Source organism: Ramlibacter rhizophilus (assembly GCF_004681965.1).
Taxonomy (GTDB): Bacteria; Pseudomonadota; Gammaproteobacteria; order Burkholderiales; family Burkholderiaceae_C; genus Ramlibacter; species Ramlibacter rhizophilus.
Genome location: NZ_SMLL01000001.1, coordinates 677376 through 702043 on the forward strand (window position 1 = coordinate 677376; position 24668 = coordinate 702043).

The following is a 24668-nucleotide window of genomic DNA, read 5'->3' on the forward strand; positions in this document are numbered from 1 at the left end:
GGGGGCGCGGGCGGTCCTGATATACCCGCATGGAGGAATCCCGCAGGGGTGCGCGGCGCCGCTCACAGCGACAGGCTCCCGATGCTCGCGCCACCGCAGACGTACAGCGCCTGTCCGGTGACGAAGCCCGCGTCGGGGTGGGTGAAGAAGCTCACGGCACGCGCCACGTCGGCCGGCTCGCCGAGGCGGCCCACCGGGATGGCCGCGGCCAGGCGGCTCTCGCGCTCGCTGCCGGCCGGAATGACGTCGTGGAACATGCCCGTGCGCACCGGTCCCGGGGCCACCGCATTCACGGTGATGCCGTCGGCCGCCAGCTCCAAGGCCCAGGTACGCGCCAGGCCCAGCAGGCCGGCCTTGGTGGCCGCATAGCTGGTCCGCGTGGGCGTGCCCAGCGCCGCGCGCGAGGACATGAGCACGATGCGTCCGAAACGCGCGGCGCGCATGCCCGGCAGCACCGCCTGCACGAGCTGGATGGCCGCGCCCAGGTGGAGCTCGACCAGCGTGTCCAGGTCGTCGAGCTTCACCTCGGACAACAGGGCGGGACGGATGAGGCCGGCGTTGTGCACCAGCGTGGTGACATTGAAATCCTGCGCCAGCGACTGCGCGGCGCGTGCCGTGGCCGCGCGGTCGGACAGGTCCACCCGCCGCTCGTGCAGCTTCGGGTGCCGCAGCGTGCCGGGCTCGCGGTCCAGCGACACCACCTCGCAGCCTTCGGCCAGCAACGCTTCGCAGACCGCGCGGCCGATGCCGGCGCTGCCGCCCGTCACCGCTGCGACACGGTGGCCGCTCATGCCGCGTCCTCGACCAGCGCCAGCACGCGCAGCGGGCTGCCGCTGCCTTTCTGGATCTTCAGCGGCGGGCAGACCAGCAGCGCGCCGGTCGGCGGCAGCTGGTCCAGGTTGGCCAGACACTGCAGCCCGTAGCGGCCCGCGCCGTGCATGTAGTAGTGGCAGGGGTAGGGCGGGCGCAGGTGGTAGCCCTGGCCGGCGTCGGTGCCGATGGCCTCGGAGCCGAAGCCCAGCACCTGGCGCTCGTCGATGAGGAACTTCACCGCTTCGGTGCTCGGGCCCGGCGTGTGCTGGCCGGTCTCGTCGAAGTTCTGGTAGGCCTCGGGGTCGCTGCGCTTGGACCAGTCCGTTCGCATCAGGAACCAGCTGCCCGGGGCGATGCGGCCATGCGCCTGCTCGAAGCGTTCGATGTCCTCCACCGTGAGCAGGTAGTCGGGGTCGGCCTGCGCTTCGCGCGAGCAGTCGACGACCACGGCCGGTGCCACGAAGTGCTGCACCGGGATGGTGTCCACGGCATTGTTCGGCAGGTTGCGACCGGAGATCCAGTGGATCGGCGCGTCGAAGTGCGTGCCCGTGTGCTCGCCGCAGGAGAAGTTGTTCCAGTACCAGCCGGGCCCGCGCTCGTCGTAGGCCGAGACCTCCTCGATGCGGAAGGGCCAGCATTGGCCCATCTCGGGGGGCAGCGCGATCTGCGGGAACTCGGGCGTGAGCGTCTGCGTGAGATCGACCACGCGGATGCGGCCGCTGGACAGGGCCGCGGCGACGCTCGCCAGCAGCGACAGGGACGACGAAGTCGCAGACATCTCAGCTTCCTCCGCTGGCCAGCTCGCGCTCCAGCACCTTGGGGTTGTCACGCCAGCGCTCCAGCCACTCCTGCGCCACCTCGCCGGGGTAGACGTCCTCGATGCCTTCCTTGAGCGCCTTGACGATGGCCGTGGCCAGGGCCGCCGGTGCCACCTTCGGCGGCGGCAGGTTCTGGTTCCACTCGTCGTCGATCGGACCGGGGAACACGTTGATCACGCGGATGCCCGCCGGCCGCATCTCCGCGCGCAGGCACTGGGCGAGCGACAGCGCCGCCGCCTTGGAGGCGGAGAAGGTGCCGTGCGGCGGGTAGTTGGACAGGGCGTAGACCGACAGCAGGTTGACCCAGGCGGCCGCGTGCGCCATGCCGTCGGCCGAGCGCGCGCGCAGGGCCGGCCCGAACTCCTGCGCCAGGCGCAGCAGGCCGAAGTAGTTGATGTCCATCTCGGCCTTGGCCACGTCGGTGCCGCGGCGCGAGGCGATGCCGAAGGCGCGGTGCACCTCGGCGTTGTTGATCACGATGTCCACCTTGCCGCCGATCTCGCCGGCCAGCTCGCTCACCTGGCGTCCGTTGCTCAGGTCCAGCGGCACCAGCGTGACCTGGGGCAGGCGCGTGATGTCGTCCAGGCCCGGCAGCTTCTTCCAGGGCTCGGCGTGGCCCACCCACACGATCTCGGCGCCGGCCTTCACCAGCGCCTGCACCAGCGCCTGCCCGACGGCGCTCTTGCCGTCGGTGACCAGCACCTTGCGAAAGCGCGGATCGCTGGTCATCTCGCGCAGCATTCGGTCGTCTGCCATGTGTTCGCTTCCTTGTTCCGGAAATCCGATGAGGACGGCCTGTCCCGCCCGGTCCAGGCGGGCGCCGACATGCACGCGCGTGGGCGCCTCGCCCACCTCCCCGTGCAGGTGGACCATGACCGAGCAGCCCACGTCCAGTTCCACCAGCCCCAGCCGCCAGGGCAGGCGCTCGCGGAAGAACAGGTCGTTGCTGTGGTGCAGGGTGGTGGAGGCGAGGAGCTGGCCTGCGCCCGTCTGCGGCCGCCACTTCAGCTGGGACGACAGGCAGCGGTGGCACGCTTCGCGGGGCGGGTACTGCACGGCCTGGCATTCCTGGCAAACCTGCAGCGCAAGGTGTCCTTCGGCCGCGGCCGCGGTCATGCCCAGCGCCACGCGGCCGCGCGCCCAGGGCGGCAGGTTCATCTGCCGGGTGCGCAGGACCGGGTTCTTGCGCTTGGGCTTCATCAGCGGCATGGTCATGCGGATCTCCCGAGCAGCACGGCGCCGGTGCACAGGCACCGGTCGTAGGTGACCATGCCGAAGCCCGTCACCAGGCCCAGTTGCGCCTCGGGCACGCTGCGTTCGCCCGCCTGGCCCGTGAGCTGGCGGATGGTCTCCGTCATGCCGATGAAGCCGCCGGCCGCACCCGCCTGTCCGCAGGACAGCTGGCCGCCGCTGGTGTTGTTGGGAAAGCTGCCATCGAAGCGCGTGTCCTGCGCGCGCACGAAGGCGGGGCCTTCGCCCTTCTCGCAGAAGCCCAGGTCCTCGAACTGGATCATCACGATCACGGGGTAGTCGTCATAGGTCTGGATGAAGTCCACGTCCTCGGGCCGGGCGCCGGCCTGGGCATACAGGTCTTCGCGGTCCACCAGCCAGCCGCCGCGCACCATCACCGGGTCGTCGGCGAAGGCGTTGTGCCGCTCGATGGCCCCGCGCAGCAGCGCGTGCGGCAGGCCCAGCTCGCGCGCGCGCTCCTCGCGCATCACCAGGAAGGCCTCGGCCCCTGCGCAAGGCATCACGCAGTCGAAGAGGTGGATGGGGTCCGAGATGGGCCGGGCGGCCATGTACTCGTCCAGCGTGAGCGGCTTCTTGAAGAGGGCGTTGGGGTTCTTCAGGGCATTGGCGCGCTGGGCCACCGCGATGCGCCCGAAGTCCTCGCGCGTGGCGCCGAACTGCCGCATGTAGTTGGCCATGATCATGGCGAAGATGGAGTTCGGCCCGCCCGAGCCGTAGGGGTAGCTCGCGTCCCGCGCGAAGCCGCTGAAGGAGCCGAGCATCTGGCGGAAGGAGTCCACGTGGTTGGTGTCCGCCGCCACGCAGGCCACGATGTCGGCGTCGCCGGCCTGCACCGCGCGCGCCGCGCGGCGCAGCGCCATCACGCCGCTCGCGCCGCCGGTGGGCACGTGGTCCAGCCAGCGTGGCGACACCCCCAGGTGCTGGGTCACGCCCACGGCGGTGTCCGGCGCGAGCGAGAAGCTGCTGATGGTCAGGCCGTCGATCTGGGCCTTGTCCAGGCCCGAGGCGTCCAGCAGCGCCCGCAGCGCCTGGCCGATGAACCAGTGCGCGCCGTGCGTGGAGTAGCGCACGTAAGGCACCGTGACGGGCACCGCCACGGCAACGCCCTCGTAGGACTGGCGCCGCTTCATGCTGATTGCCTCTTCTTGAGGGCACGCGTGTCGATGCAAACCTCCGTTCCCGGCAGCGTGCGGGCCAGCTCGCGCAGCTGCGCGCGCTGGATCTTCTGCGACAGGGTCAGCGGCACCGCGTCCACGAAGGCCACATAACCCGGCGCCTTGTAGTAGGCCAGCTGCGCCAGCGCGTGCCGAACGATGCTTTCGGCCAACGCCGCGCGCTCGCCCGCCGCAACCGGCTCGCGCAGGATGATGCAGGCCAGCACCTCGTCCCCGCGCACCTCGTCGGGCGCGGCCGCGACGGCGGCGCTGCGCACGGCGGGGTGCTGGTTCAGCACGCTCTCCACCTCCACCGCCGAGATGTTCTCGCCGCTGCGGCGGATCACGTTCTTCTTGCGGTCCACGAAGTACAGGTGCCCGGTGTCATCCCGTCGCACCATGTCCCCGGTGTGGAACCAGCCGCCGTCCCAGGCCGCTTCGGTCGCAGCCTCGTCCTTGAGGTAGCCGCTGAAGAAGTGGCGGCGCGGGTCGTCGCCACGCGCGCGCACCCACAGCTCGCCGGGAACGCCGTCCGGCACGGGGGCGCCGTCCTCGTCCACCAGGCGCACCTCGACGAAATCCTCGGGTGCGCCGAAGCAGCTCGTGCCCACGTGGCGCGGTTCGTGGTTGGCCATGATGCAGGCGGCGGCGCCGGTCTCCGTCATGGCCCAGGCCTCCACCAGGGGAAAGCCGAACCGCTCCTCGAACACCGCATGGTGCCGCTTGTCCACGCCGGCCCCGAAGCCCCAGCGCACCGCGTGCGCCCGGTCCTCGGGCGAAGGCGGCGCGGACAGCAGCATGGCCGGCATCACGCCGAGGTAATGCACGATGGTCGCGCGCGCCTCGCGCACGCTGCGCCACCAGCTCGTCGGGTGGAAGCGGTCCAACTGGACGAGGCAACCACCGGCGGTGACGACCACCATGGTGGAGAAGGCCATCGCGTTCACGTGGTTCAGCGGCAGCGGCGTGATCACGCGCTCCTGGTCGGGCCGCACCGAGCAGACGCCGTCCAGCGCGGCGTACCAGTCGCCGGCGCGCAGGAAGTAGGCATTGGACAGGCGGCATCCTTTGGGCCGGCCGGTGGTGCCCGAGGTGTAGAGGAGGGCGCACTCGCTGTCCGGCCCGGGCGGGGCCGCTTCGGGCGCCGCGCGCGGGGCCGGCGGCGGCGTGTCTTCGCCGTCCCACAGCGCCATGGGCACGCCGGCCGCCTCGGCGGCCCGGCGCAGGTCGCCGCCGCGCGCGGGCAGCGTGACCGCGAGCGCGATTTCGCTGTGGCCGACCAAATACTCGAGTTCGGCCGACCGCATCTCGGCGTTGACCGGCACCACGCTCGCGCCCAGCGCATTGAGCGCGAACCAGTGGAACAGGAAGGCCGGCCGGTTCTCCAGCAGAAGCCCGACGCGGTGCCCGTGCCCGTAGCCGGCTTCGGCATAGGCCTGGCGCAGCCGCTGCACTTCGGCGGCGGCGTCGCTCCAGCTCACGGGGCCAGGCTCGATGCCGTACACCTCGGCGGCCACGGCATCGACGAAGAGGAAGTCGGCGCCGGGCGTGCGCGCGGCGGTGGCGAGAAAGCGCTGGGCGACCGTGCTCATGGGCTTTTCAGATGAACAGCTGCACCGGCGGCAGCGCGGCGTCCGGATTGAGCAGGTTGACCCGCTTGAGCGTCATGCGCAGAGCACCGTCCTCCACCGTGAGGTGGTGGAAGAAGGTGCCCACGAGGAACTGCACCGTGTCGTGCTGGCTCTCGGTGTAGTGGAACTCGGTGCGCACCACATAGCGGTTCGCCTCGGGCTCGTAACTTTCCACCGTGGGCACCTGCAGCAGGTGGTGGCAGCGGCTGGGCGGCTGCTGCGAGAACGCACGCGGGCTCTTCAGGCGGGCGATGCGCAGCTCGCGCAGCAGCTTGTCTTCGTACAGGTGCGAGGTGTGCTCCCGGCCGTCGGGCTGGTCGGGCACCAGGGGAACCCAGTAGATGGCATCCCGGGTGAACAGGGCGTTCCACTCCTCGTAGCGGCCGGCATCGAGCAGGCGGCACTCGCGGACGACGAAGTCGATCAGGTCCTGGCGGGTGATGTCGGTCATCGGGCGCTCTCCGCCGGCATGGTCAGCGTCATGTACCGGGCCCAGGCGCGGTACTGGTTGCGCATGGAGATCTCGCTCAGGCCATTGGTGGTCACCTCCGCCTGGCCGACCTCGGACGGATCGTAGTCGCGGTGCAGGCTGACCCAGTCGTTGCCGCTGGCGTGCAGCCCGAGCTGGATGCCCCGGTAGGCCTGCAGGTCGTCGTGCCCCACCACCGAGAAGGGCGAGTTGATCAGGCGGCTGTAGGTGGTCGTGCGCTGCAGCAGCTCGGGCGGCGCGCCCTTGAGGCGGAAGGTCCAGCTCTCGATCAGGGTCTTGTCCACCGCGATGGGCTTGACCACGCGGATGGCCTGGATGGCGCCCTTGATGGTCAGGTTGGGGTAGTAGACGGTGTTGTGCCGCGTGAGCCCCAGGATCTGGTGCGCGCGCTCCTCGCCGTAGGCGGCCACCATGGCCTGCTCGTAGCCGGGCAGGCCCGAGTACTTGCTGTGGATGCTGAAGTTCACGCCCGAGAAGCTGTGGCCGTTGTCGAAGACGCGCACGCCCATTTCGTCGAAGAAGCGGTAGTCCGACATGAAGGGCACGAACTGCTCGATGGCCATGGGCTTGGGCTCGTCGGCGGGCTTGTCGGCCCACATCTTCTTGGCCGTTCCGGCCGAGGATTCGTGCGCCACCATGGGGTGCATGGTGTCGTTGAGGTTCTCGACGAACATCTTCCAGTTGCAGTCATGCATGAAGCGCAGGCACCCGCCCGCGATCTCCAGCTCGCCCGTGGGCGAGCGGTCGGCCATGTTGTCGATGGAGCTGAGCGAGTCGCCGAAGTAGTCCTCGAAGCCCGGACCCGCGTCGTTGATCTTCACGAAGATGAAGCCGCGATAGACACGCACGTTCTTGACCTGCACCAGGCCTTGCGCACTGTCGGTCTGGTGCAGCGCCGTGCCCTCGTAGCCGTTCTTCATGGGGATGGCCAGCAGCGAGCCGTCGAGCTTGAAGGTCCAGGCGTGGTAGGGGCAGCGAAAGAACTTGCCGGCGTTGCCACTGGGCGCGCTCACCAGCCGCGAGCCCTTGTGCGCGCAGCGGTTCATCATCACCCGAACGCCGCCGTCGGCATGCCGCACGACGATGAGGGGCCGCCCGCCGACCTCCTCGGTCAGGTAGTCGCCGGGCTGGGGGATCTGGCTGTCATGGCCGACGTAGTTCCAGGTGTTGGCGAAGAAATGCTCCTGCTCCAGCGCGAACACCTCGGGGTGGATGTACAGGTCGCGGTGGATGCGGTCGGGCTGGACCAGGCTGCGCAGGGCATCCGGGTCGCCGCGGTAGCGCGCGGGAAAACCGTTCATCGAAGCCGTCTCCTCGGGAGGGCCTGGACACCCCGGCGGGTGCAGGCGCGTATTGCATCGGGTCAGAACAGTTTAAGCCGGGATATATGAAAAGTCATGGGTTTATGATGGCGGGGATTTCCCTAGGAGCCCCGCATGAGCCTTGATGGAGCTGCCGCCGACGGCGCCTTCGCGGACGACTACCTCCCCGCGCTGCTGGCGCAGGCCAGCCACCTCATCTCGGCCGAGTTCCACCGCGTCGTGGCCGAGCAGGGGTTCACGGTGTCCGAGTGGCGGGTGCTGGCCTCGCTGGCACGTTCGGAGCCCCTGAGCATCGGCACGCTGGCGCGCATCACCCTGCTCAAGCAGCCCACGGTCACGCGCGTGCTCGACCGCATGGAGGCGCGCGGCCACGTGCGGCGCATCGCGCACGAGAGCGACCGCCGCGTGACGCTGGTCGGCATCACGGCCTCGGGGGAGAAGCTGGTGGCGCGGTTGATCGAGCTGGCACGCGCGCACGAGCGGCGGGTGCTGGAGCCCTTCGGGCTGGCGCGGTCGGCGGAGCTGAAGAAGACGCTGCGCCAGATGATCGAGCTGCACCGCGGACTGGCGGGGGCAGAGGAGGTGGAGTAGGTCGTTCACCTTCCCCCGCTGGGGGAAGGCTGGGATGGGGGGTTCGCGTAGAAGCGGCCTGGCCGGTGCGCGGGCCCCCACCTCGGCCCTCCCCCAAGGGGGGAGGGGGTAAGCCACTCCAGCTTCCCAAAAGGGGGAGGGGGGTAGCCACTCCGAAGCTCCCCCAAAGGGGAGCGGGGGCAAGCGCCTCAGCGCCGTGCCGTGAGCACGGCGCCCAGCAACACGCCCATGCCGAGGGCCAGGGCGCCGGACATCACGGGGCGCGAGCCGATCAGCACGCGCTGGTAGCCGCTCGGCTCGCCGAAGGCGCGGCCATCCTTGTCCACGACCAGGGTCTGCCGCGGCTGCGGCGAGGACGTGCGGCTGTCCGCGTCGTCGCTGGGCATCATGAGCTTGACCGCCACGGCACCGAGCGCGATGGCCAGACCCAGGCCCACCGCCGGGTGCTCCTGCATCTGCTCCCGGGCCATCGTGCCGTAGCGGTAGGAGCCGGCCTTGACCTGGTCCATGTCGCGGGGCATGGCCGCGCGTGTCTTGTCCCACAGCTTCGACGACACCGCCTTGGCGCCGGCCAGTCCCACCAGCGTGCTGGCGCCGAGCTTGTGCATGGCGTGCTGGCTGCTCTCGCCCAGCCGATGCATGGCGTGCTGGCCGCTCTCGCCCAGGCGATGCATGGACGCATGGCCCGAATCGCCCAGGCGCCGCCCGGTGGACTGCATCCAGCCCTGCGCGCGTTCGCCGTGGGCGCGCAGCGTGTCGCCGAACTCCGGCGGAACCACCGGCACCGGCACCTTGACGACGTGAACCTTGTGGCGCGTGCGCATGAACACCTTGCTGTACACCCAGCCGGCCGCGAAGGCGATGGCCGCCGACTGCAAGGGCTGGTCGTGGATGCGCTCGCGGGCCTGCTGTCCGTATTGCCGCGCCTGCTCGCCGTACTCGCGTGCCTTCTGGCCATACTCCTTCGCCCGCTCGCCATACTGCCTGGCGCGCTGCTGGACCTCCTCGTAGCGTGCCGCGTTGCTCGTGCCCGAGGGGCCGCTGCTGGACTCCAGCGTCTGCTGGATGCGGTCGATGGCCTCGTGCGCCATCTGCGCCACGCGGTGAACGCTCTGGCCCAAGTCGAAGTTCTGCGCCCGTCCGCGCTCGGTCGAGGTGTCACTGCCCATGTTCCGGTCGGTGTCGCCGGGCGGCCTGGACGCCGTCTCATTGCTGCTGCTGCTGCTGCTGTTGGTGGTGCTTGTCGGCTGCGTGATCACGATGTCCTCCGGTGCAAGAAAGCAAAAAGCGCTTGTGCGCCTCGCCAAGACTCTAAAACGGCACGTTCCCGGGTTTGTGAGGCAAGTCGCCCGCCGCGTGTAGGTCGGCTTCCCCGTCGGGCCGCCTCCGGGCTCGGGCCAGGTTCAGCTGCCCGGGCGCTCATTCCTGGCGCCGATTCGTCCGTAGATGTCGCGGTGCAACTGGTCCGCCGCGAGACGCAGTTGCCGCGCCCGGTCGGCGAGCGCCTCGGACGCATCGGCGGGCGTGGCTCCCGCGAGGATTTGCTCCGCCTGGCGGGTCTGGGCGTGCACCAGGCCCCATTGGCGCAGTTGGTCGGTCAGGTTCATGGCAGCGAGCGTAGCGCCGGCTCGTCCGCGCCCTGTAGGAGAAGGCCGGAACCTGCTCAGGCCGGGGTGCGGTCCAGCAGATGTCCCAGGCCGCCGGCGCGGTACCAGTGGTAGCCGTAGGGCTCCATGATCAGGCGGTGGTGGCCGCGGCCGTTGGCGTGGCTGTGGTCCTGCGTGAGCAGGTTGATCAGGTGGCGGCCCTGCTCGCCCTTGATGCGCACCTGCACCTCGGCGGCGGTGCCGGTGAGGTTGTGCACCACCAGCACGATGTTGCCGCGCCATTCGTACTGCAGGGCCAGTACGCCGGGATGGCCGGTCTCGACCCGCTGGAACTCGCCCCAGCCGATCTCCGGCACTTCCTTGCGCATGCGGATCATCCGGGCCGTCCAGTTCAGAAGCGACCCGGGATCGCGCCGCTGGTCGGCGACGTTGATCTTGCTGAAGCTGTAGGGACCGTGGTCCAGCACGGGGACCACCGGCTTGGCGGCGCGGGTGAAGCCGGCGTTGGCTTCGGGCGACCACTGCATGGGCGTGCGCGCGCACTCGCGCCCCGGCAGGTCCAGGTTGTCGCCCATGCCGAGTTCGTCGCCGTAGCGGATGACCGGCGTGCCCGGCAGCGCGAACATGAGGCTGTAGGCCAGCTCCAGCCGCCGCGGGTCGCCCTGCAGCATGGGCGCCAGGCGGCGGCGGATGCCGCGCCCGTACAGCTGCATGCACTCGTCGGGCGCCATGGCGTCGAACACGGCCTGGCGTTCGCTGTCTCGCAGGCGGCCGAGGTCCAGTTCGTCGTGGTTGCGCAGGAACTGGCCCCACTGCGCGTTGGGCGGTCGGTCCCGGCTCTGGTCCAGCGCCTGGGCCAGCGGCCCCGCATCGCCGGTGGCCAGCGACAGGAAGGCATGCTGGTTGACCCAGAAGTTGAACATCATCTGCAGGCGGTCGCCGTCGTCGCCGAAGTAGCGCATGTTGTGCTTGGGCTCGACGTTGGCCTCCGCGAGGATGATGGCGTCGCGGCTTCGCCACTGCAGGAACTCGCGGAAGTCCCGCAGCAGGGCGTAGCGCTGGGTGTGCCGTGGCTGCGGGCCCTTGGTCTCGATGACGAAGGGCATGGCATCCATGCGAAAGCCCGAGACACCCAGCTCCAGGTAGAAGCCCATGATCTTGCGGATCTCGGCCAGCACCCGCGGGTTCTGGGTGTTCAGGTCGGGCTGGAAGTCGTGGAAGCGATGGAAGTAGAACTGGCCGGCCTGCTCGTCATAGGTCCAGGTCGTCTCCTGGACCCCGGGGAAGATGATGCCGTCCTCCGCGTCGCGCGGCTTGGTGTCCGACCAGACGTAGTAGTCGCGGTACTTGGAGGCCGGGTCGCGGCGCGCTTCCTGGAACCACGGGTGCTGGTCGCTCGTGTGGTTGACGACCATGTCCATCATCACGCGGATGCCGCGCTGCTGCGCCTCGTGCGTGAAATCGACGAAGTCCCCCAGGGTGCCGAAGATCGGGTCCACCTGGTAGTAGTCGCTGATGTCGTAGCCGTCGTCGCGGCGGGGCGACTTCTGGAAGGGGGCGAGCCAGACGCAGGTGACGCCCAGGCCCTGCAGGTAGTCGAGCGAACGCGACAGGCCTTCGAAGTCGCCGGTGCCGTCGCCGTTCGAGTCGAGGAAGGTCTCGACGTTGAGGCTGTAGATGATGGCGTTCTTGTACCAGAGGTCCTTGATCATCCTGTGCGTCCGGTTCGGCGCGCCCGGGCGCGCCCGCGCCAGTATCGGCCGACCTCGTGCGTGCAGGGCCTGGCTGTCACAGCATGTTCCGGGCGCTCTTCCTAGAATGCCGGCTGTCCCACAAGAGGAGTCCTCATGAAACGTCGGGTCGTGACCGCAGGCGCGCTGGCCGCGCTGCTGGCCCCCCAGGTCTTCGCCCAGGCTGCGCCGGCCTGGCCCACCCGTGCGGTGCGACTGGTGGTGCCCTATCCGGCCGGAGGCGGGGTGGATGTGCTGGCCCGCGCGCTGGCGGCCCGGCTGCAGGAGCGCTGGGGGCAGCCGGTGACCGTGGACAACCGCCCCGGCGCGAACACGCTGGTGGGGACCGAGCTGGTGGCGCGCGCCACCGACGGGCACACGCTGCTGTTCACGACGGATGCCACCTTCACCATCAACCCGCATCTGTACGCGAAGCTGCCCTACGACCCGGACCGCGACTTCCAGCCCATCACGCGCATGGTCTCGTTCAGCCAGTTGCTGGTCGCGAACGCCGAGCTGCCCGCCGGCTCCTTGCCGGAACTGGTGGCGCTCGCGCGCAGCAAGCCGGGCCAGCTCTCCTATGCCTCGTATGGGCCGGGCAGCCAGCCGCAACTGGCCACCGAGACGCTCAAGCAGAAGGCGGGCATCTACATCGTGCACATCCCGTACCGGGGCATCCCGCAGGCGGTGGCAGCCGTCATCAGCGGCGAGGTGCCCCTGACCTGGGCCGGCATCCCCTCGGCCCGCCCGCACCTGCAATCCCGGCGGATCAAGGCGCTGGCCTACGGCGGCAGCACGCGCAGCCGCGATTTCCCCGACGTGCCCACGGTGGCCGAACTCGGCTTTCCCGAGGTCGATGCGAACGTCTGGGTCGGGCTGTTCGGTCCCGCCAGCATGGAGCCGCAGCTGGCTGGGCGCATCCAGCAGGACGTCGCCGCGATCCTGCAGGAGCCGGCCTTCAAGGCCCGCGAGGTCGAGGCCAAGGGCTACGAGCTGGTGGCCGGCAGCCCGCAGGAGCTGCGCAGCCACATCGCGAAGGAACTCAGGAGCCGCGAGGCGCCGATCCGCTACTCGAAGGCGAAGGTGGAGTAGCGGCGGCGTCCAGGCGGACCAGCAGGCGCAGCGCCTCGGCCACGCTCCAGGCCTGCGCGATGCAGCCGCGCGGCACGTGCGGCGCCTCGGCATCGAAGATCTCGCTGATCGATCCCACGCCGGCCTCCCGCAGGTGTCGGGCGAAGCCCTCGCGCAGGCCGTCCAGCACGGCCGCGTCGCTCCCCGGCTGCTTGAGCCAGGCATCGGCGAAGGGCCCCGCCAGCCAGCCCCAGACCGTGCCCTGGTGATAGGCCGCATCGCGCGCGCGCAGGTCGCCGTCGTAGCGGGGCTGGTAGTCGGGGTGCGAGGGCGCGAGCGAGCGCAGCCCCACGGGCGTGAGCAGCTCGCGCCGGGCCACCTCCAGCACGCCGGCCCATCGGCTCGCGTCCAGCACCGGATGCGGCAGGGAGATTGCCAGCAGCATGTTGGGCCGGATCCCGGGGTCGTCCCCGCCCTCGCCATCGACCACGTCGAAGAGGCAGCCCGCCTGCGCGTTCCAGAACCGCCGATTGAAGCTCTCGGCCAGGCGCTGCGCATGGGCTTGCATCCCGGCCGCGCCGGGCGCGTCGCCCGCCGCGTCCAGCCAGCCGCGCATGAGGCACAGGGCGTTGTAGAAGAGGGCGTTCAGCTCCACCGCCTTGCCGCGGCGCGGCGTCACCACCCAGCCGTCCACCTTGGCGTCCATCCAGGTGAGCTGGTACCCCTCGGCGCCCTGGCGCAGCAGGCCGTCGGCCGGGTCCACGCCGATGCCGAAGCGCGTGCCGCGCAGGTGGTGCTCGACGATCGAGCGGAACACCGGCAGCGCCTTGCGCAGCAGCGCAGTGTCGCCGGTGTGCGCCAGGTAGCGGTCCACCGCGTGGAAGAACCAGAGGGTCGCGTCGGCCGTGTGGTAGAGCCCCTCGTGCTCACCCTCCGGGAACATGTTGGGGATGAGCCCATCGCGCACGTAGTGCAGGAAGGTGCGCAGGATGCTGCCGGCCTCCTCGTGGCGGCCGGTCAGGAGCGTGAGGCCTTCCAGGCTGATCATGGTGTCGCGGCCCCAGTCGGTGAACCAGTGGTAGCCGGCGATCACGGTGCGGGCGGCGTCGCCTTCGGCCTGGGCCAGCGCCGCATCGTGTCGCCGCGCCACGGGGGCGATGATGAAGGGATCGGCGGCCAGCACCAGTTCGGCCGCCATCGCGCTGCGCGCGGCCGGGTGCGCCTGCGCCACCAGCCGGTCGCGCCGCGCCTGCTCGGCGGCTCGGGCTTCGGCCGGCTGCAGGGCGAGCATCGTCTCCCAAGGTTCCGTGGAGGCCACCAGCGTGCAGTCGGCCAGGTCCGAAAGCGCCACCAGGAAGGTGCCCGGGCTCCAGAGCGGGCCCCGGTCCGCGTAGCCGCGTTCGGATTCGATGCGAAAGAAGAAGTCGCGCGGCGGCCCGCCGTCCGCCTGGAACCCGCCGGTCCCGTGCAGCAGCAGGCGCAAGGGCGGCAGGTCGCCGCGTCCCTGCGACCGGATTTCATGACCAGCCCCTTGGCGCAGCACCTCATAGGGCGCCGCCGCGGCCTCGGTGACCGGCGCCTCGTGCGCCCGCATCTGCAGGCGTGGGCGCAGCACCAGCTGGGCGGCGCCGCCTTGCAGGCGGTAGCTGATGTGCACGGTGTTCTGCCCGTGCGGCATGAGCACGCGTTTTTCCAGCACCACGTCGCCGGCGGTGAACCGCCACACCGGCAGGCCCCGCTCCAGCCCGAATTCGGCCTGGACGTCGGGCCCGTGCGCCTGCCCATCCGCGCGTTCCTCGCTGGCCAGGCGCAGTTCCCGCCCGTCCGGCAGGCGCAGGTGGTCGACCAGCTGGCTCAGCATGACTGTGCGACCCAGCGCACCGCCCAGGGCCGCCACCAGCACGCCGTGATAGCGGCGCAGGCACGCGCCCTCGACGCTGCCGCTGGCGTAGCCGCCGATCCCATTGGTCACCAGCCACTCGCGGGCGGTACGCTCAGGTGTCGGGGGGGTGTCGCGGCGGGGAGGGGATGGCATGGGCAGGGGAGGGCAGGGTGGTCGCGAACCCGGCGCGGGGGAAGCGGCCGGGGTGACGGGCCATTCTTCCACCGGGCCGCGCGCCTGTGGGGTGTTGCGTTCCTGACGATTCCGTTCAGCTTCGGTTCATTCACGCGCGCGCACCATGCAGCCACCGTCATCCAAGGAGCCTCCATGAAACGCCCGTCCCACGTCCCGTCCTTCCTGGCCGCCGCGCTCGTCCTGGGCGGGCTCGGCGCTGCGTCCACGGCGCACGCGGGGCCCGACGTGAGCTTCTCGGTGGGCATCAACGTGCCCTTCGGATACGTCCAGCCGGCCCCGGTGTATGGGCCGCCGCCGGTCTACGTGCAGCCCGCGCCGGTGTATGTGCAACCGCGTCCGGTCTATGTCCAGCCGCACCCGGTGTACGTGCAGCCCGCGCCCGTGTATGGCCAGCCCGGCTGGGGGCAGCACTTCCGCGGCGGCCATCGGGGCGGCCCCTGGGGCGATGCGGACCGGGACGGCGTGCCGAATCGCTACGACCGCCACTGGAGCGGTCGCCACGGTCACCATGGCCACAACGGCCGCCGCGGTGACCGGGACGGCGACGGCGTGCCCAACCGCTTCGACCGCGCCCCGCACAACCCGTACTACCGCTGAAGCGCCGCAATCGGCGAGTACTTTGGTGGTGCTCAGACGCCGAGGTCCCGTCCGACGCGGGTAGGACGTTTCTCACAGAGCCGGTGAACAAGCCTGTGGGTAAATGGCGCACAGCCGGGCGGCAGGCCCGGCCGCACTAGACTTCCTGCTGGGCTGCCTCGATTTTCAGCAGCTTGGTTCCTAGGAAGCTGCTTGCTCACTCACTCCAGTCCGTCGGCTTTGGTTGGCCTGCTTGCCCGCACCGCCCGCGTCGACGCGGGCCCGGCAAGCCGGCATGACATCGCGCAGCGGCTCGCGCCCTGGGTCGATGCCTTCGATGCGGTCACGCTGCATTCCGTCCACCAGTCGCTGCGGGCGCTGGACGGCGCGCCCGAAGCCGGGCCGCAAGCCGCCCCGCCGCTGCGCGGATTCGAGGACAGCCTGCGCCGCCTGCGCGCCAGCCTGGAGGCCGGCATCGCCGCCATCGAGCCGCCCACCCCCTCGCCGGCACTCCCGGTCCTCGGCGCCGACGCGGCCTTCGCGCCGCTGCGCCGCCTCTATCTTCATCAGCAGCGGCTGATGGAGGCGAAAATCGCGCCGCTGCGCGTCCAGCTCCGCAGCGCTCTGGCCGGCGCCGCCTCGCCCCGGCTGCGGCAGCTGGCGACCCTGGACGCTGCGCTGGAGCAGATGCTGCACGCCCGCGAGCAGAAGCTGCTCGCGGGCGTGCCGGCCTGGCTGCAGGCCCGCTTCGCGACGCTGCGCGCCGAAGGCGCTGCGGGGTCTCCGGACGGCCTGGCCGCCATCGGCCGCGAGATGCGCCAGCTGCTGCTGGCCGAGCTCGACCTGCGGCTGCAGCCGGTGCGAGGGCTGCTGGGCGCGCTGGCGCAACACCACAAGGAAGTCGAATGAGTCGGATCGTTTTTGCTGCCGCGTTCGCCCTCGGGCTGGCGGTCGTGGGCTGGGTGGGCGCAGGCTTCGTCGGCACGAGCGTGCTGGCGCTGGGGATGACGCTGGCCATCGCGGCCACCTACCTGCTCGGCGCGCTGGAGCTTCGGCGCTTTCGCGCCGCGACTGCGGCGCTGGACACCGCGCTGGCCGGCCTGTCGCAGCCGCCCACGGAGCTGGCGCCCTGGGTCGAGCGGCTGCCCCAGCCGCTGCGCCAGCCGGTGCAGGCGCGCATCGAAGGCGAGCGGGTGCCCCTGCCGGGCCCGGCGCTCACGCCTTATCTGGTGGGGCTGCTGGTGATGCTGGGCATGCTCGGCACCTTCCTGGGCATGGTCCTGACTTTCCAGGGCGCGGTGTTCGCGCTGGAGCGCTCCACCGACCTGCTGGCGATCCGCTCGGCCCTCGCCGCGCCCATCAAGGGACTCGGCCTGTCCTTCGGCACCTCCGTCGCCGGCGTGGCGGCGTCGGCCATGCTGGGCCTCATGTCGGCCCTGTGCCGGCGCGAGCGCCTGGAGGCGGTGCGCCGGCTCGATGCCTGCATCGCCACGGTCCTGCGGCCCTTCTCGCGGCTGCGCCAGCGGGAGGAGAGCGCGCGCGCCCTGCAGGTGCAGGCGCATGCGCTGCCGCAACTGGTCGATCGCGTGCAGGCGCTCATCGAGGGCGTGGACCGGCGCCACCACGCGCTGGGTGAGGCGCTGGCGGAGCGCCAGCAGTCCTTCCACCAGGAGGTCAAGGGCGCCTACACGGCGCTGGCGGCGGATGTCGCCGCGTCGCTGCGCGAGAGCCTGGTCGCGGGCGCACGGGAGTCGGGCGAGAGCCTGCGCCCCGTGCTGGAGAGCGCGCTGGCCGGCATGGCGCAGGAATCGCGGCGCCTGCACGCGCAGCAGGTGGAGGCGGCCACGCGGCAGGTGGAGGCGCTGTCGGCGCAGTTCGGCGCCACCGCGCGCGGCGTCACCGAAGGCTGGCAGGCCGCCCTGGAGCGGCAGGCACGCGCCGGCGATGCACTGGCGGCGCGGCTGGACGCGTCGCTGGATGGCTTCGCGCAGCGGCACGCGGCGCAGGGCGAGGCTCTGCTTCAAACGCTGGAAGAGAGCGCCGCCGCCCGGCAGGCGACCCTGGCGGCGAGCGATCGCGAACGCCTGGACGGCTGGCGCGAGGCCCTCGCCGGCATGGCCGAGGTGCTGCGCACGGACTGGCAGCGGCTGGGCGACGAGACCCTGGCCCAGCAGCGCGCGGTCTGCGACACGCTCGAGCGCAGCGCGGCGCAGGTCAGCGGCCAGACCACCGAACACGCGAGCCGCACGCTGGCCGAGCTCTCGCGGCTGCTGGACCAGGCCGATGCACTGGCGCGAGCGCGCGCCGATTCTGAATCGCGCTGGAGTGCCGAGCAGGCCGAGCGCATGGACCAGCTCGCCGCCCTGTGGCGCAGCGAGCTGTCGGCGCTGCGCCAGGAAGAGGCGGCGCGCGGCGAAGCCGCGGTTGCCCGCCTGGGCGAACTGCAGGCCGCCGTGGCGGGGCAGCTCGCCCAGCTGGGCACGGCGCTGGAGGCGCCCATGGCGCGCCTGATGCAGACGGCCGCCGAGGTGCCCCAGGCGGCCAGCGAGCTGATCGCCCGCCTGCGCGGGGAGATGCAGCGCATCACCGAACGCGACAACCTGGCGCTGGACGAGCGCAAGGCGCTGCTGGGCGACATCGGCGCACTGCTCGCCTCGCTGACCCGGGCTGCCGGCGAGCAGCGCGAGGCCACCGAGGCGCTGCTGCAATCGGCCGCCGCGGCCATGGACCAGGCGCAGGAGCGCTTCGCGCAGGCGCTGGACCAGCAGGGTGAGCGCGCCCGCGACACCGCCGTGCACGTGGCGGCCAGCGCGGTCGAACTCGCGAGCCTGGGCGAAGCCTTCCAGCAGGGCGTGTCCCACTTCGGGGCCGCCAACGAGAAGCTGGTGGACAGCCTGCGCCGCATCGACGCCGGACTGCAGCAGTCCCTGGCGCGCAGCGACGAGCAGCTGGCCTACTACGTGGCCCAGGCGCGCGAGGTCATCGACCTGAGCATCGCGTCGCAGCAGGGCATCGTCGAGGACCTGCGGCGCCTGCGCACCACGCCCGCGCTGGCGGTCGAGGAAGGCGCCTGATGCTGGCCTCCGCGGACGAGGACCTCGACGCGCCCGAGCAGACCGCGTCGGCCTGGGCCGTCTTCGGCGACCTCATGGCCGGGCTGGTCGGTGCCTTCGTGCTGGTGCTGGTGGGCGTGCTGCTGGTGCAGACGGAGCTGGCGACCCAGCTGCAGGCCGAGGTGGAACGGCGCCAGCAGGAGGAGCAGCGCCGCATGGCGCTGGAGAAGGCGCTGGCCATCCCGCTGCGCAGCGGCCGCATCACATTGGAGCAGGGGCGCATCGGCATCAGCGGCAGCGTGCTGTTCGCGCTCAATTCCGACCAGCTGCGGCCCGAGGGTCGCCAGCTGCTGCAGGCGCTGGTGCCGCCGCTGCGCGTGTACCTGGGTGAGCGCGACGAGCTGCTCATGGTCAGCGGCTTCACCGACGACCGCCGCATCCAGGAGGGCAACCGGCGCTTCGAGGACAACCTGGAGCTGTCGGCGCAGCGCGCGCTCACCGTGACGCGCGCGCTGATCGAGCAGGGCATGCCGGCCTCGCGCGTGTTCGCCGCCGCCTTCGGTGCCGAGCAGCCGGTCGCCGGCAACGACAGCGAGGCGGGGCGGGCGCTGAACCGGCGCGTGGAGATGGCGCCCGTGCCACGCCAGGCCGAGGCCTCCGGTGTCCGCCGCTGAAGCGATGGACGCTCCCGAGGCCCAGCCGCTGCGCGAGGCGCTGCAGCGGCTGCAGCGCGGTGCCGCTCAACGTATCGACCCGCTGGGCCTGCACGCGCTCGAGGCCCTTGCGCGGCGCATTCCCGCGCAGCCCGCGCCGGTGCAGCAGTTGCTGCTGCAGCGCGTGGCAGCCGGCATTGCGGCGCTGGAGAAACGCACGCAAGCGGCCGCCGTGCCCGGCAAGCCGCAGCCGGCTGCGGGCGCAAGCGCCGGCCTGGCCGCGCTGTCGGCCCTGAATGCGCGGCTGCGTGACGTCGGGAGCGACGAAGGCAGTGACTCGCCCAGCGGCGCCGAGCTGGCCGGCCTGCCGGAGATCCGGAGTGCCAGGCGTTTCCGCCACGCCTGGTCGCGGCTTGCGGCGCAGGAACGCATCGTGGAGGCGGCGCGCCATGCGCCCGAGGCCGCCGGGCCCTTGAATTCGCATGCGCTGGTGCTGCGCACGCTGGAATGGATGCAGGCGCTCTCGCCCGACTACCTGCAGCACTTCCTGGCCCATGCGGACACGCTGCTGTGGCTGCAGGACGCCGCGCCGCCCCAGGCGCCGGGTCGGCCGGCCCGGCGCAAGCGGGGCTGAATCAGCGCCGAGCAGACAGGACCAGCAGCACCGCCGACACCAGCAGCGCGGCGGCCGCCCCCACCAGCAACAGGCCAGCGGCTTCCTGGACCCAGAACGACAGCAGCCCGACCAGGATGGCCGCGATCACGGCCGCAAACAGCTTGGACACCGGTCTCCTCCCATGCGATGCAGCAGCATGCGGCAGCTGCGCACGAAGGCATCGCTCGAAAGCTAAGGTATGTAGGCCGGCGGCTCGGGTGCATCGTGGGCGCGCCGCCGATGGCGGCACGCCCACCCGAGCCCATCAAGGCGCTGCCTCCTCCGGCCCGGGGGCGCTGCGCCGCTCGCGCGGGTGCGCGACGGCCGGCTGCACCCGCAGGCGTCTGAGCAGCGGCGCCTCCACCAGCCGGTATGCCAGCACCGAGACCCCGATGGCCCCGCCCAGCACCAGCAGGTACGTGGCCCGCTCGCCGATCGCGTCCTGCACGCCCGAGGCATCGACGAGCTTCAGCAGCAGCCCCGACAGAGGCAGGTGCAGCAGATACAGCGAATAGGACGCGTCACCCACCGCAAGCACGCTGCGCGGCAGCTCGATGGGCGCATTCCGCTCGAACTTGGTGATGCCGGCCAGCAGGAAGGCGAAGCCGATCACCACCGGGAACTCGGCCCAGCGCTCGCCGACCGGCGGCCAGTAACCGGCCACCACGGCCACGATGGCCGCGCCCACGCCGAGCTCCCACCAGCCCGAGCCGCCGCGACGCATCAGCAGGTACGCCCCCATGCCGAGGAGGAAATAGAAGTTCGGCAGCGAGGTGTAGACGAAGCCCGGCGTGTTGATGCCTTCGCCGGCGAACTTGAACACCCAGAGGCAGACCAGCCCCCACGCGGTGAAGAAGGCGATGCCCAGCCGCTTGTTCAGGATCAGCAAGGCGAAGGCCAGGTAGAACGCGACCTCGTGGAAGAGCGTCCAGGCCACGCGGATCGGCGCCTCCACCGGCGTGAAGCGGATCAGCGTGATCGCACTCAGCCAGTCCGCGGCCGTGTCCGGGATGGGCGTGGCGCTGCCCAGCCCCAGCAGCACCAGCGCGGTGATGCCCAGGGTGTAGAGCCAGTAGATGGGAAACAGGCGCGCCCAGCGGCGCCGGAGATAGTGGCCCACGGCCTGCGGGCGTCCGATGTCGCGCGCATGCGCGAACATGATGATGAAGCCGGACAGCACGAAGAAGAAATCGACGCCGAGGTTGCCCTCTCGCGTGTAGCGCTCGAAGACCGTGGAGCCGCCGTAGCGGGGGTCCCCCATCATCAGCGACAGGTGGAAGGCGGCGACACTGGTTGCGGCAAGGGCACGGCCAGCCTGAACGGACTGGAGCAAAAGCAGGACTCCCGATGGAATGCCGGCGAGCGGCGGTGGCCGCATTGTTCACGCTTGAGCTGCCGCGCGGGCCTCACGGTGACATAAGGCAACCGTGGCGTACCCGGGGCCGGGCGGAGGCCCGCTGGAGGGCTTGCGGCCTCAGCGCGTCGCTTGCGGCGAAGCCTGCGCGGGCCGCGGGCCGCTCACCAGCTCGGCGCGCCAGCGCGCCAGCACGGCCTGGAGTCGCCGCTGGTTGTCCGGCCCCATGCGCAGCAGCATCTTCTGGCCGGCGGACAGCGACTGCAGCGAGGGGTCCACGAACTCCCAGCGCACCCAGGGCCGCGGGTCGCCCATGGGGCCCTTGATCGCGAACTGCTGCAGGCGCGGCGGCTGGGCGGGGATGGGGGTGGCCAGCAGCAGGTCGATCACCTCCACCAGCCGGTCGTTGAAGTAGCGGCTGCCCATGCCCAGGTTGGCGTAGGCCTGCTGCAGTTGCGGATAGAGGCTGCGGTACAGGTCCACCGCCTGCTGCGGGCTGATCCGCTCCACCAGCTGCACGAAGGGGCGGTAGCGGGCCGCGTTGGCATCGCTGAGCACCGCCACTTCGCCATTGCGCTGGGCGCTGAAGCGGCCCGGCGTGGTGTTCACGGGCCACAGGCGCGTGGTGGCCTGTTCGCGGCCGAGGTTGTCCACGGTGGCGACCACGCGGCGGGGGAAGTCGCTGGTCTGGAGGAAGCGCGACACGGCCTCGCCGCCGAGGAGCTCGCGCAGGGCGGCGCCGACGTCGGTGGTGGGCGGCAGCTCTTCGAGCGGATAGCGCACCGCGGGCTCGACCGGCGGCAGCACGGCGGAGACGGCCGGTCCGGCCGGCCGCGGCTCGCGCGCCGTCCAGTAGCCCGTCCACCAGAGCCAGCCGCCGATCGCCAGCGCCAGCAGCAGCACGGCCGCGAGCAGGGGCATTCCCCAGCCGCGGCGCTCGCGCCGCAGTCGATGGCCGTCGGGCCTGAACTGGTATTCGTCGTTGATCGGCATGGCGGTGCTCCTTGGCGGCGGGCCCGCATGAATTCTGCTCCCGCCAGTGGCTGACCTTGGATCGGCTGCTTTGGTTCAGCCCAGCCGCGCTGGACGTGGCTCAACCCGCGCGCTTGCTGCGCGGCTTGACGCTGCTGCGGGCCTTGGATGCCGGTTTGGCCGCGGCGGCGGCGCGCTGCTCGGCAGCCTCGTCATTGGCGGCCTTGCGGGTCGTCGCCGAGCGGCTGGACGACTTGCGCGCGGCCGGGGCGGGCTTGCGCGAGGGCGCCGGTGCCGGTGCCGGTGCCGGGGACTTGCGCAGGCTCTGCCGCAGCAATTCGGTCAGGTCGATCACTTCGGCGCTGGAAGCCGGGGCTTCCTCCTGCACGCCCGGCGCCTGCCGGACGTCGCCGGCCTGGCGCTTGGCCTCCACCAGCGCTTCCAGCTTCTCGCGGAACTCGTCGCGGAAGCGTTCGGGGTGCCACTCGTCCGCGAGTTCCAGCACGAGCTGCTCGCCCATCTTGAGCTCGCGCTCGCTCAGGCCTTCGCTCGCGGCCTGCCCGGGCAGGTTCAGCGAAGCCGGGTCCCGGATCTCCTCGGACCAGCGCAGCAGGTTCAGCACCATGGCGTCGCCCAGGGGCACCAGCAGCGCCAAATGCTGCCGGTTGGCGATCACCACGCGCCCCAGGGCTGCCCGGCCCGTGCGGCGCAGCACGTCGCGCAGCAGCGCGTACACCTTCGCGCCGCGCTGCTGCGGGCCGGTGTAGTAGGGCTTGTTGTAGAAGACCGGCGGAACCTCCTCCACCTTGACGAAGGACTCGATCTCGATCGTCTGCGTCGAGCGGGGCAGGGCCTGCTGGATCTCCTCCTTGCTGAGGGTAACGAACTGGCCCGACTCCACTTCCATGCCCTTGACCACCTCGGACTTCTCCACCGTCTCGCCGGTGTCCTTGGCCACCTTGCGATAGCCCACCGGCGCGCCGGTGGCCTGGTCGAGCATGCGCATCTTCGGCCGCGTGTCCTGGATCGCGGAATACAGCGCCACGGGCACGTGCACCAGCCCGAAGCTGATCGCACCTTTCCATAGCGCGCGGGGGTTGACGCTGGCCATGGCGCAGCTTAGGGCGCCGGCGGCGGGCGGCGCTGTAGGCGGGAAGGCGGGCCGTTTGTGGGCCGGCGCCGCCGGGCCCGGGCGGCGGCTACAGCAGCGTGATCCGCCGCGCGACGGGATCGATCTCCACCTCGGCCGCATGCGGAATCGCTTGCGTGATGTCGGTGTCGAAGCCCGCCAGCATGGTGATGCCGCCGAAGGCCGCGCCCTGCACGAGGATGGGGTTGACCGTGTTGAACACGATGGCCAGCGGCACCTTGCTGCGCGACGCCATCTCGTGGAGCATCCACGCGCTGGCGACGCCGCCCTTGGCCGTGTCCAGCACGAGGATGCGCCCCACGTAGGACTGTCCGGCCAGCTTGTGCGCCGGCCGCGAGAAGACACCCGCGAGCCGGTCCAGGTCGTAGCGCGCCGAGAAGCCGTCGCTGGCCACCAGGGCCTGGCCGCGCACGGGCTTGCCGATGGCGTGGCGGGCGATGAAGCTGCGGCTGTCGTTCATTCGATTCTCCCCGTGCGCGCCGCCTCGACGCAGCGCTCCATGGAGGCGAGCATCGGCACGTAGCCGTAGCCCCCCAGGATGTTCACCAGCTTGGCGCTGTTGGTCGCCAGGCGCTTCCAGCCGTTGGCCTCGGCGATCTCCCGTGCATAGGACTGGTAGAAGCACATGCCCGAGAGCACCGAGCCGCCGGCCGCCTCGATGCGCTGCGTGAAGCCGAGCCGGTCGGCGTCGGGCTTGACCTGCGGGCTGGTCACGGCCAGCAGGGGCCGCACGAAGCGCTGGCCTTCGCACAAGGCGGCCAGGTCGCGCAGCTCGTACAGGCTCAGCTGCGGCGCGGAGAAGACCACCACGTCGATGTCCTTGTCCACCGCGTAGGCCTGCTGCAGGGCCTGCACCTCGGCCTGGCCGACGCGATGCGCCACGGGGAGCTTGTCGCCCCCCACGTCCTGCAGGCGCTGCGCCTCGGGCGTGATGCCCACCAGGTGGAACAGCGCGATGGAGCCGAAGCTCGCCATGGCCGCGCCGAAGTGCTTCATGGCGTCCGAACCCGGCGCGCCTTCCAGGCCTTCGACCACCGGGACGGACCAGTAGTTGCCGGCCAGCCGCCCGACCACGCCGCCCAGCGCGCCCCAGTCGTTGAGGGTGCGGGGCGTGAAGTCGGTGCGGATGCGCAGCGTCGCCTGGCGCTGCGCATCCAGGTGGAAGCCGTAGCGCGGCGTCCGCCCGGTCATGCCGGCGGCCAGCGCCGAAGGGCCGCCCTCGAAATTGGAGCGCGCGCCGCAGATGGCGTTGCTGTAGATCACCACGCCGGTGTCGCCGAAGGCCACGTGCTCGCCGCGGGTGGGCGCCTGGATGGTCTGGTAGTTGATGCAGGTGTCCGTCATGGACACGCCCAGGGCGGTGAAGGCATCGACGGCGCGTCGCTCCAGCGCCACCATCCATTCGGTCTGCCGCAGCTGGCCCGCCTTGGCGAAGTCGGTCCCGCGCGGGTCGGTGATGGTGGGGATGCGCACGCGGCGCTGCCCACCTTCGGTCTTCGCGAGCTTCTCCAGCCACATCACGCCGGCCTGTCCCAGGCTTTCGGTGTCGGCCATGATGTGCGCCTGCGTCACCGGCACGAAGTCCTCCGCGCCGAAGAAATCCCCCACGGCGATCTGGTGCTCCAGGCACAGCTTGGCGATGGGCCCGGCCTCGCCGGCGAGGATGGCCCGCTCTTCGTCGTTCAGATTCATGAGACTCC

24 protein-coding genes are annotated in these 24668 nt (G+C 71.2%); 7 read left to right on the forward strand and 17 right to left on the reverse strand.

The genetic code is table 11. The annotated features are described in order from the left end of the window. Nucleotides 1-62: 62 nt before the first annotated feature. From EZ242_RS03255 to EZ242_RS03285, 7 genes are read right to left on the reverse strand one after another with little or no spacing between them, the layout of a single operon-like run. Nucleotides 63-791: an SDR family oxidoreductase gene (locus tag EZ242_RS03255; RefSeq protein ID WP_135283663.1), complete on the reverse strand. Its 729-nt coding sequence runs from the start codon at nt 789-791 to the stop codon at nt 63-65. After that, nucleotides 788-1591 carry a cyclase family protein gene (locus tag EZ242_RS03260; RefSeq protein WP_135283664.1) on the reverse strand — a complete coding sequence of 268 codons (804 nt, stop codon included), beginning with the start codon at nt 1589-1591 and terminating at the stop codon, nt 788-790. Before EZ242_RS03260 ends, EZ242_RS03255 begins: the two co-directional genes overlap by 4 nt. Nucleotide 1592: 1 nt before the next feature. Then, complete coding sequence (locus EZ242_RS03265) at nt 1593-2846, reverse strand: SDR family NAD(P)-dependent oxidoreductase (RefSeq protein WP_135283665.1); 1254 nt, start codon at nt 2844-2846, stop codon at nt 1593-1595. Then, the gene (locus tag EZ242_RS03270; RefSeq protein WP_135283666.1) at nt 2843-4012 is read right to left on the reverse strand and encodes a thiolase family protein; all 1170 of its coding nucleotides are present in this window, start codon (nt 4010-4012) and stop codon (nt 2843-2845) included. Before EZ242_RS03270 ends, EZ242_RS03265 begins: the two co-directional genes overlap by 4 nt. Further along, nucleotides 4009-5628 (reverse strand): AMP-binding protein, encoded by a 1620-nt coding sequence (locus tag EZ242_RS03275; protein ID WP_135283667.1) that lies wholly within the window; start codon nt 5626-5628, stop codon nt 4009-4011. The genes EZ242_RS03270 and EZ242_RS03275 overlap by 4 nt, the downstream gene beginning before the upstream one ends. A 7-nt stretch (nt 5629-5635) precedes the next feature. Continuing rightward, the gene (locus EZ242_RS03280) at nt 5636-6118 is read right to left on the reverse strand and encodes an aromatic-ring-hydroxylating dioxygenase subunit beta (protein ID WP_135283668.1); all 483 of its coding nucleotides are present in this window, start codon (nt 6116-6118) and stop codon (nt 5636-5638) included. Continuing rightward, entirely contained in the window at nt 6115-7458 is a 1344-nt protein-coding gene (locus EZ242_RS03285) for an aromatic ring-hydroxylating dioxygenase subunit alpha (protein ID WP_135283669.1), read from the reverse strand. The genes EZ242_RS03280 and EZ242_RS03285 overlap by 4 nt, the downstream gene beginning before the upstream one ends. 135 nt (nt 7459-7593) lie before the next feature. Between EZ242_RS03285 and EZ242_RS03290 the strand changes: the two genes are divergently transcribed. Next, nucleotides 7594-8070, forward strand: coding sequence for a MarR family winged helix-turn-helix transcriptional regulator (locus EZ242_RS03290; protein ID WP_135283670.1), 477 nt, complete (start codon nt 7594-7596; stop codon nt 8068-8070). A gap of 188 nt (nt 8071-8258) precedes the next feature. Here the strand turns inward: EZ242_RS03290 and EZ242_RS03295 are convergent, their stop codons facing one another. From EZ242_RS03295 to EZ242_RS03310, 3 genes are all read right to left on the reverse strand, one after another. Then, complete coding sequence (locus tag EZ242_RS03295; RefSeq protein WP_167784624.1) at nt 8259-9329, reverse strand: ElaB/YgaM/YqjD family protein; 1071 nt, start codon at nt 9327-9329, stop codon at nt 8259-8261. 144 nt (nt 9330-9473) lie between these two features. After that, nucleotides 9474-9677 carry a hypothetical protein gene (locus EZ242_RS03305; protein WP_135283673.1) on the reverse strand — a complete coding sequence of 68 codons (204 nt, stop codon included), beginning with the start codon at nt 9675-9677 and terminating at the stop codon, nt 9474-9476. A 56-nt stretch (nt 9678-9733) separates the two neighbouring features. Further along, the gene (locus EZ242_RS03310; RefSeq protein WP_135283674.1) at nt 9734-11389 is read right to left on the reverse strand and encodes an alpha-amylase family protein; all 1656 of its coding nucleotides are present in this window, start codon (nt 11387-11389) and stop codon (nt 9734-9736) included. Between the two features lie 135 nt (nt 11390-11524). Here EZ242_RS03310 and EZ242_RS03315 point away from each other — a divergent pair, with 135 nt between their 5' ends. After that, complete coding sequence (locus EZ242_RS03315) at nt 11525-12499, forward strand: Bug family tripartite tricarboxylate transporter substrate binding protein (protein WP_135283675.1); 975 nt, start codon at nt 11525-11527, stop codon at nt 12497-12499. Here EZ242_RS03315 and EZ242_RS03320 read toward each other — a convergent pair. Beyond that, complete coding sequence (locus EZ242_RS03320) at nt 12450-14513, reverse strand: amylo-alpha-1,6-glucosidase (protein WP_135283676.1); 2064 nt, start codon at nt 14511-14513, stop codon at nt 12450-12452. The genes EZ242_RS03315 and EZ242_RS03320 overlap by 50 nt on opposite strands. A gap of 174 nt (nt 14514-14687) precedes the next feature. Between EZ242_RS03320 and EZ242_RS03325 the strand changes: the two genes are divergently transcribed. The 5 genes from EZ242_RS03325 (at nt 14688) to EZ242_RS03345 (ending at nt 19471) form a co-directional block, all read left to right on the forward strand. Beyond that, nucleotides 14688-15152, forward strand: a complete 465-nt coding sequence (locus tag EZ242_RS03325) for a hypothetical protein (RefSeq protein WP_135283677.1) — start codon at nt 14688-14690, stop codon at nt 15150-15152. Between the two features lie 192 nt (nt 15153-15344). Next, the gene (locus EZ242_RS03330; RefSeq protein ID WP_167784625.1) at nt 15345-16040 is read left to right on the forward strand and encodes a DUF3348 family protein; all 696 of its coding nucleotides are present in this window, start codon (nt 15345-15347) and stop codon (nt 16038-16040) included. Continuing rightward, a complete protein-coding gene (locus EZ242_RS03335; protein WP_135283679.1) occupies nt 16037-18205 on the forward strand; it encodes a DUF802 domain-containing protein in 2169 nt (722 codons plus the stop codon). Before EZ242_RS03330 ends, EZ242_RS03335 begins: the two co-directional genes overlap by 4 nt. Then, on the forward strand, nt 18205-18858 hold the full coding sequence (locus EZ242_RS03340) for an OmpA family protein (protein WP_135283680.1): 654 nt from the start codon (nt 18205-18207) through the stop codon (nt 18856-18858). The genes EZ242_RS03335 and EZ242_RS03340 overlap by 1 nt, the downstream gene beginning before the upstream one ends. Nucleotides 18859-18862: 4 nt before the next feature. Further along, nucleotides 18863-19471, forward strand: a complete 609-nt coding sequence (locus tag EZ242_RS03345; protein WP_135283681.1) for a DUF2894 domain-containing protein — start codon at nt 18863-18865, stop codon at nt 19469-19471. A 1-nt stretch (nt 19472) separates the two neighbouring features. Here the strand turns inward: EZ242_RS03345 and EZ242_RS21910 are convergent, their stop codons facing one another. The 6 genes from EZ242_RS21910 to EZ242_RS03370 all read right to left on the reverse strand — a co-directional run bounded on the left by EZ242_RS21910 (nt 19473) and on the right by EZ242_RS03370 (nt 24660). Further along, nucleotides 19473-19622: a hypothetical protein gene (locus EZ242_RS21910; protein WP_167784626.1), complete on the reverse strand. Its 150-nt coding sequence runs from the start codon at nt 19620-19622 to the stop codon at nt 19473-19475. A 135-nt stretch (nt 19623-19757) separates the two neighbouring features. Continuing rightward, entirely contained in the window at nt 19758-20870 is a 1113-nt protein-coding gene (locus tag EZ242_RS03350) for an acyltransferase family protein (protein ID WP_135283682.1), read from the reverse strand. A gap of 96 nt (nt 20871-20966) precedes the next feature. Then, nucleotides 20967-21839, reverse strand: coding sequence for a DUF3014 domain-containing protein (locus EZ242_RS03355; RefSeq protein ID WP_135283683.1), 873 nt, complete (start codon nt 21837-21839; stop codon nt 20967-20969). Nucleotides 21840-21939: 100 nt separating this feature from the next. Next, a complete protein-coding gene (ku, locus tag EZ242_RS03360) occupies nt 21940-22929 on the reverse strand; it encodes a non-homologous end joining protein Ku (RefSeq protein ID WP_135283684.1) in 990 nt (329 codons plus the stop codon). Nucleotides 22930-23017: 88 nt separating this feature from the next. Next, a complete protein-coding gene (locus tag EZ242_RS03365; protein ID WP_135283685.1) occupies nt 23018-23428 on the reverse strand; it encodes an aconitase X swivel domain-containing protein in 411 nt (136 codons plus the stop codon). Further along, nucleotides 23425-24660 (reverse strand): aconitase X, encoded by a 1236-nt coding sequence (locus tag EZ242_RS03370; RefSeq protein ID WP_135283686.1) that lies wholly within the window; start codon nt 24658-24660, stop codon nt 23425-23427. The genes EZ242_RS03365 and EZ242_RS03370 overlap by 4 nt, the downstream gene beginning before the upstream one ends. Nucleotides 24661-24668: the final 8 nt, after the last annotated feature.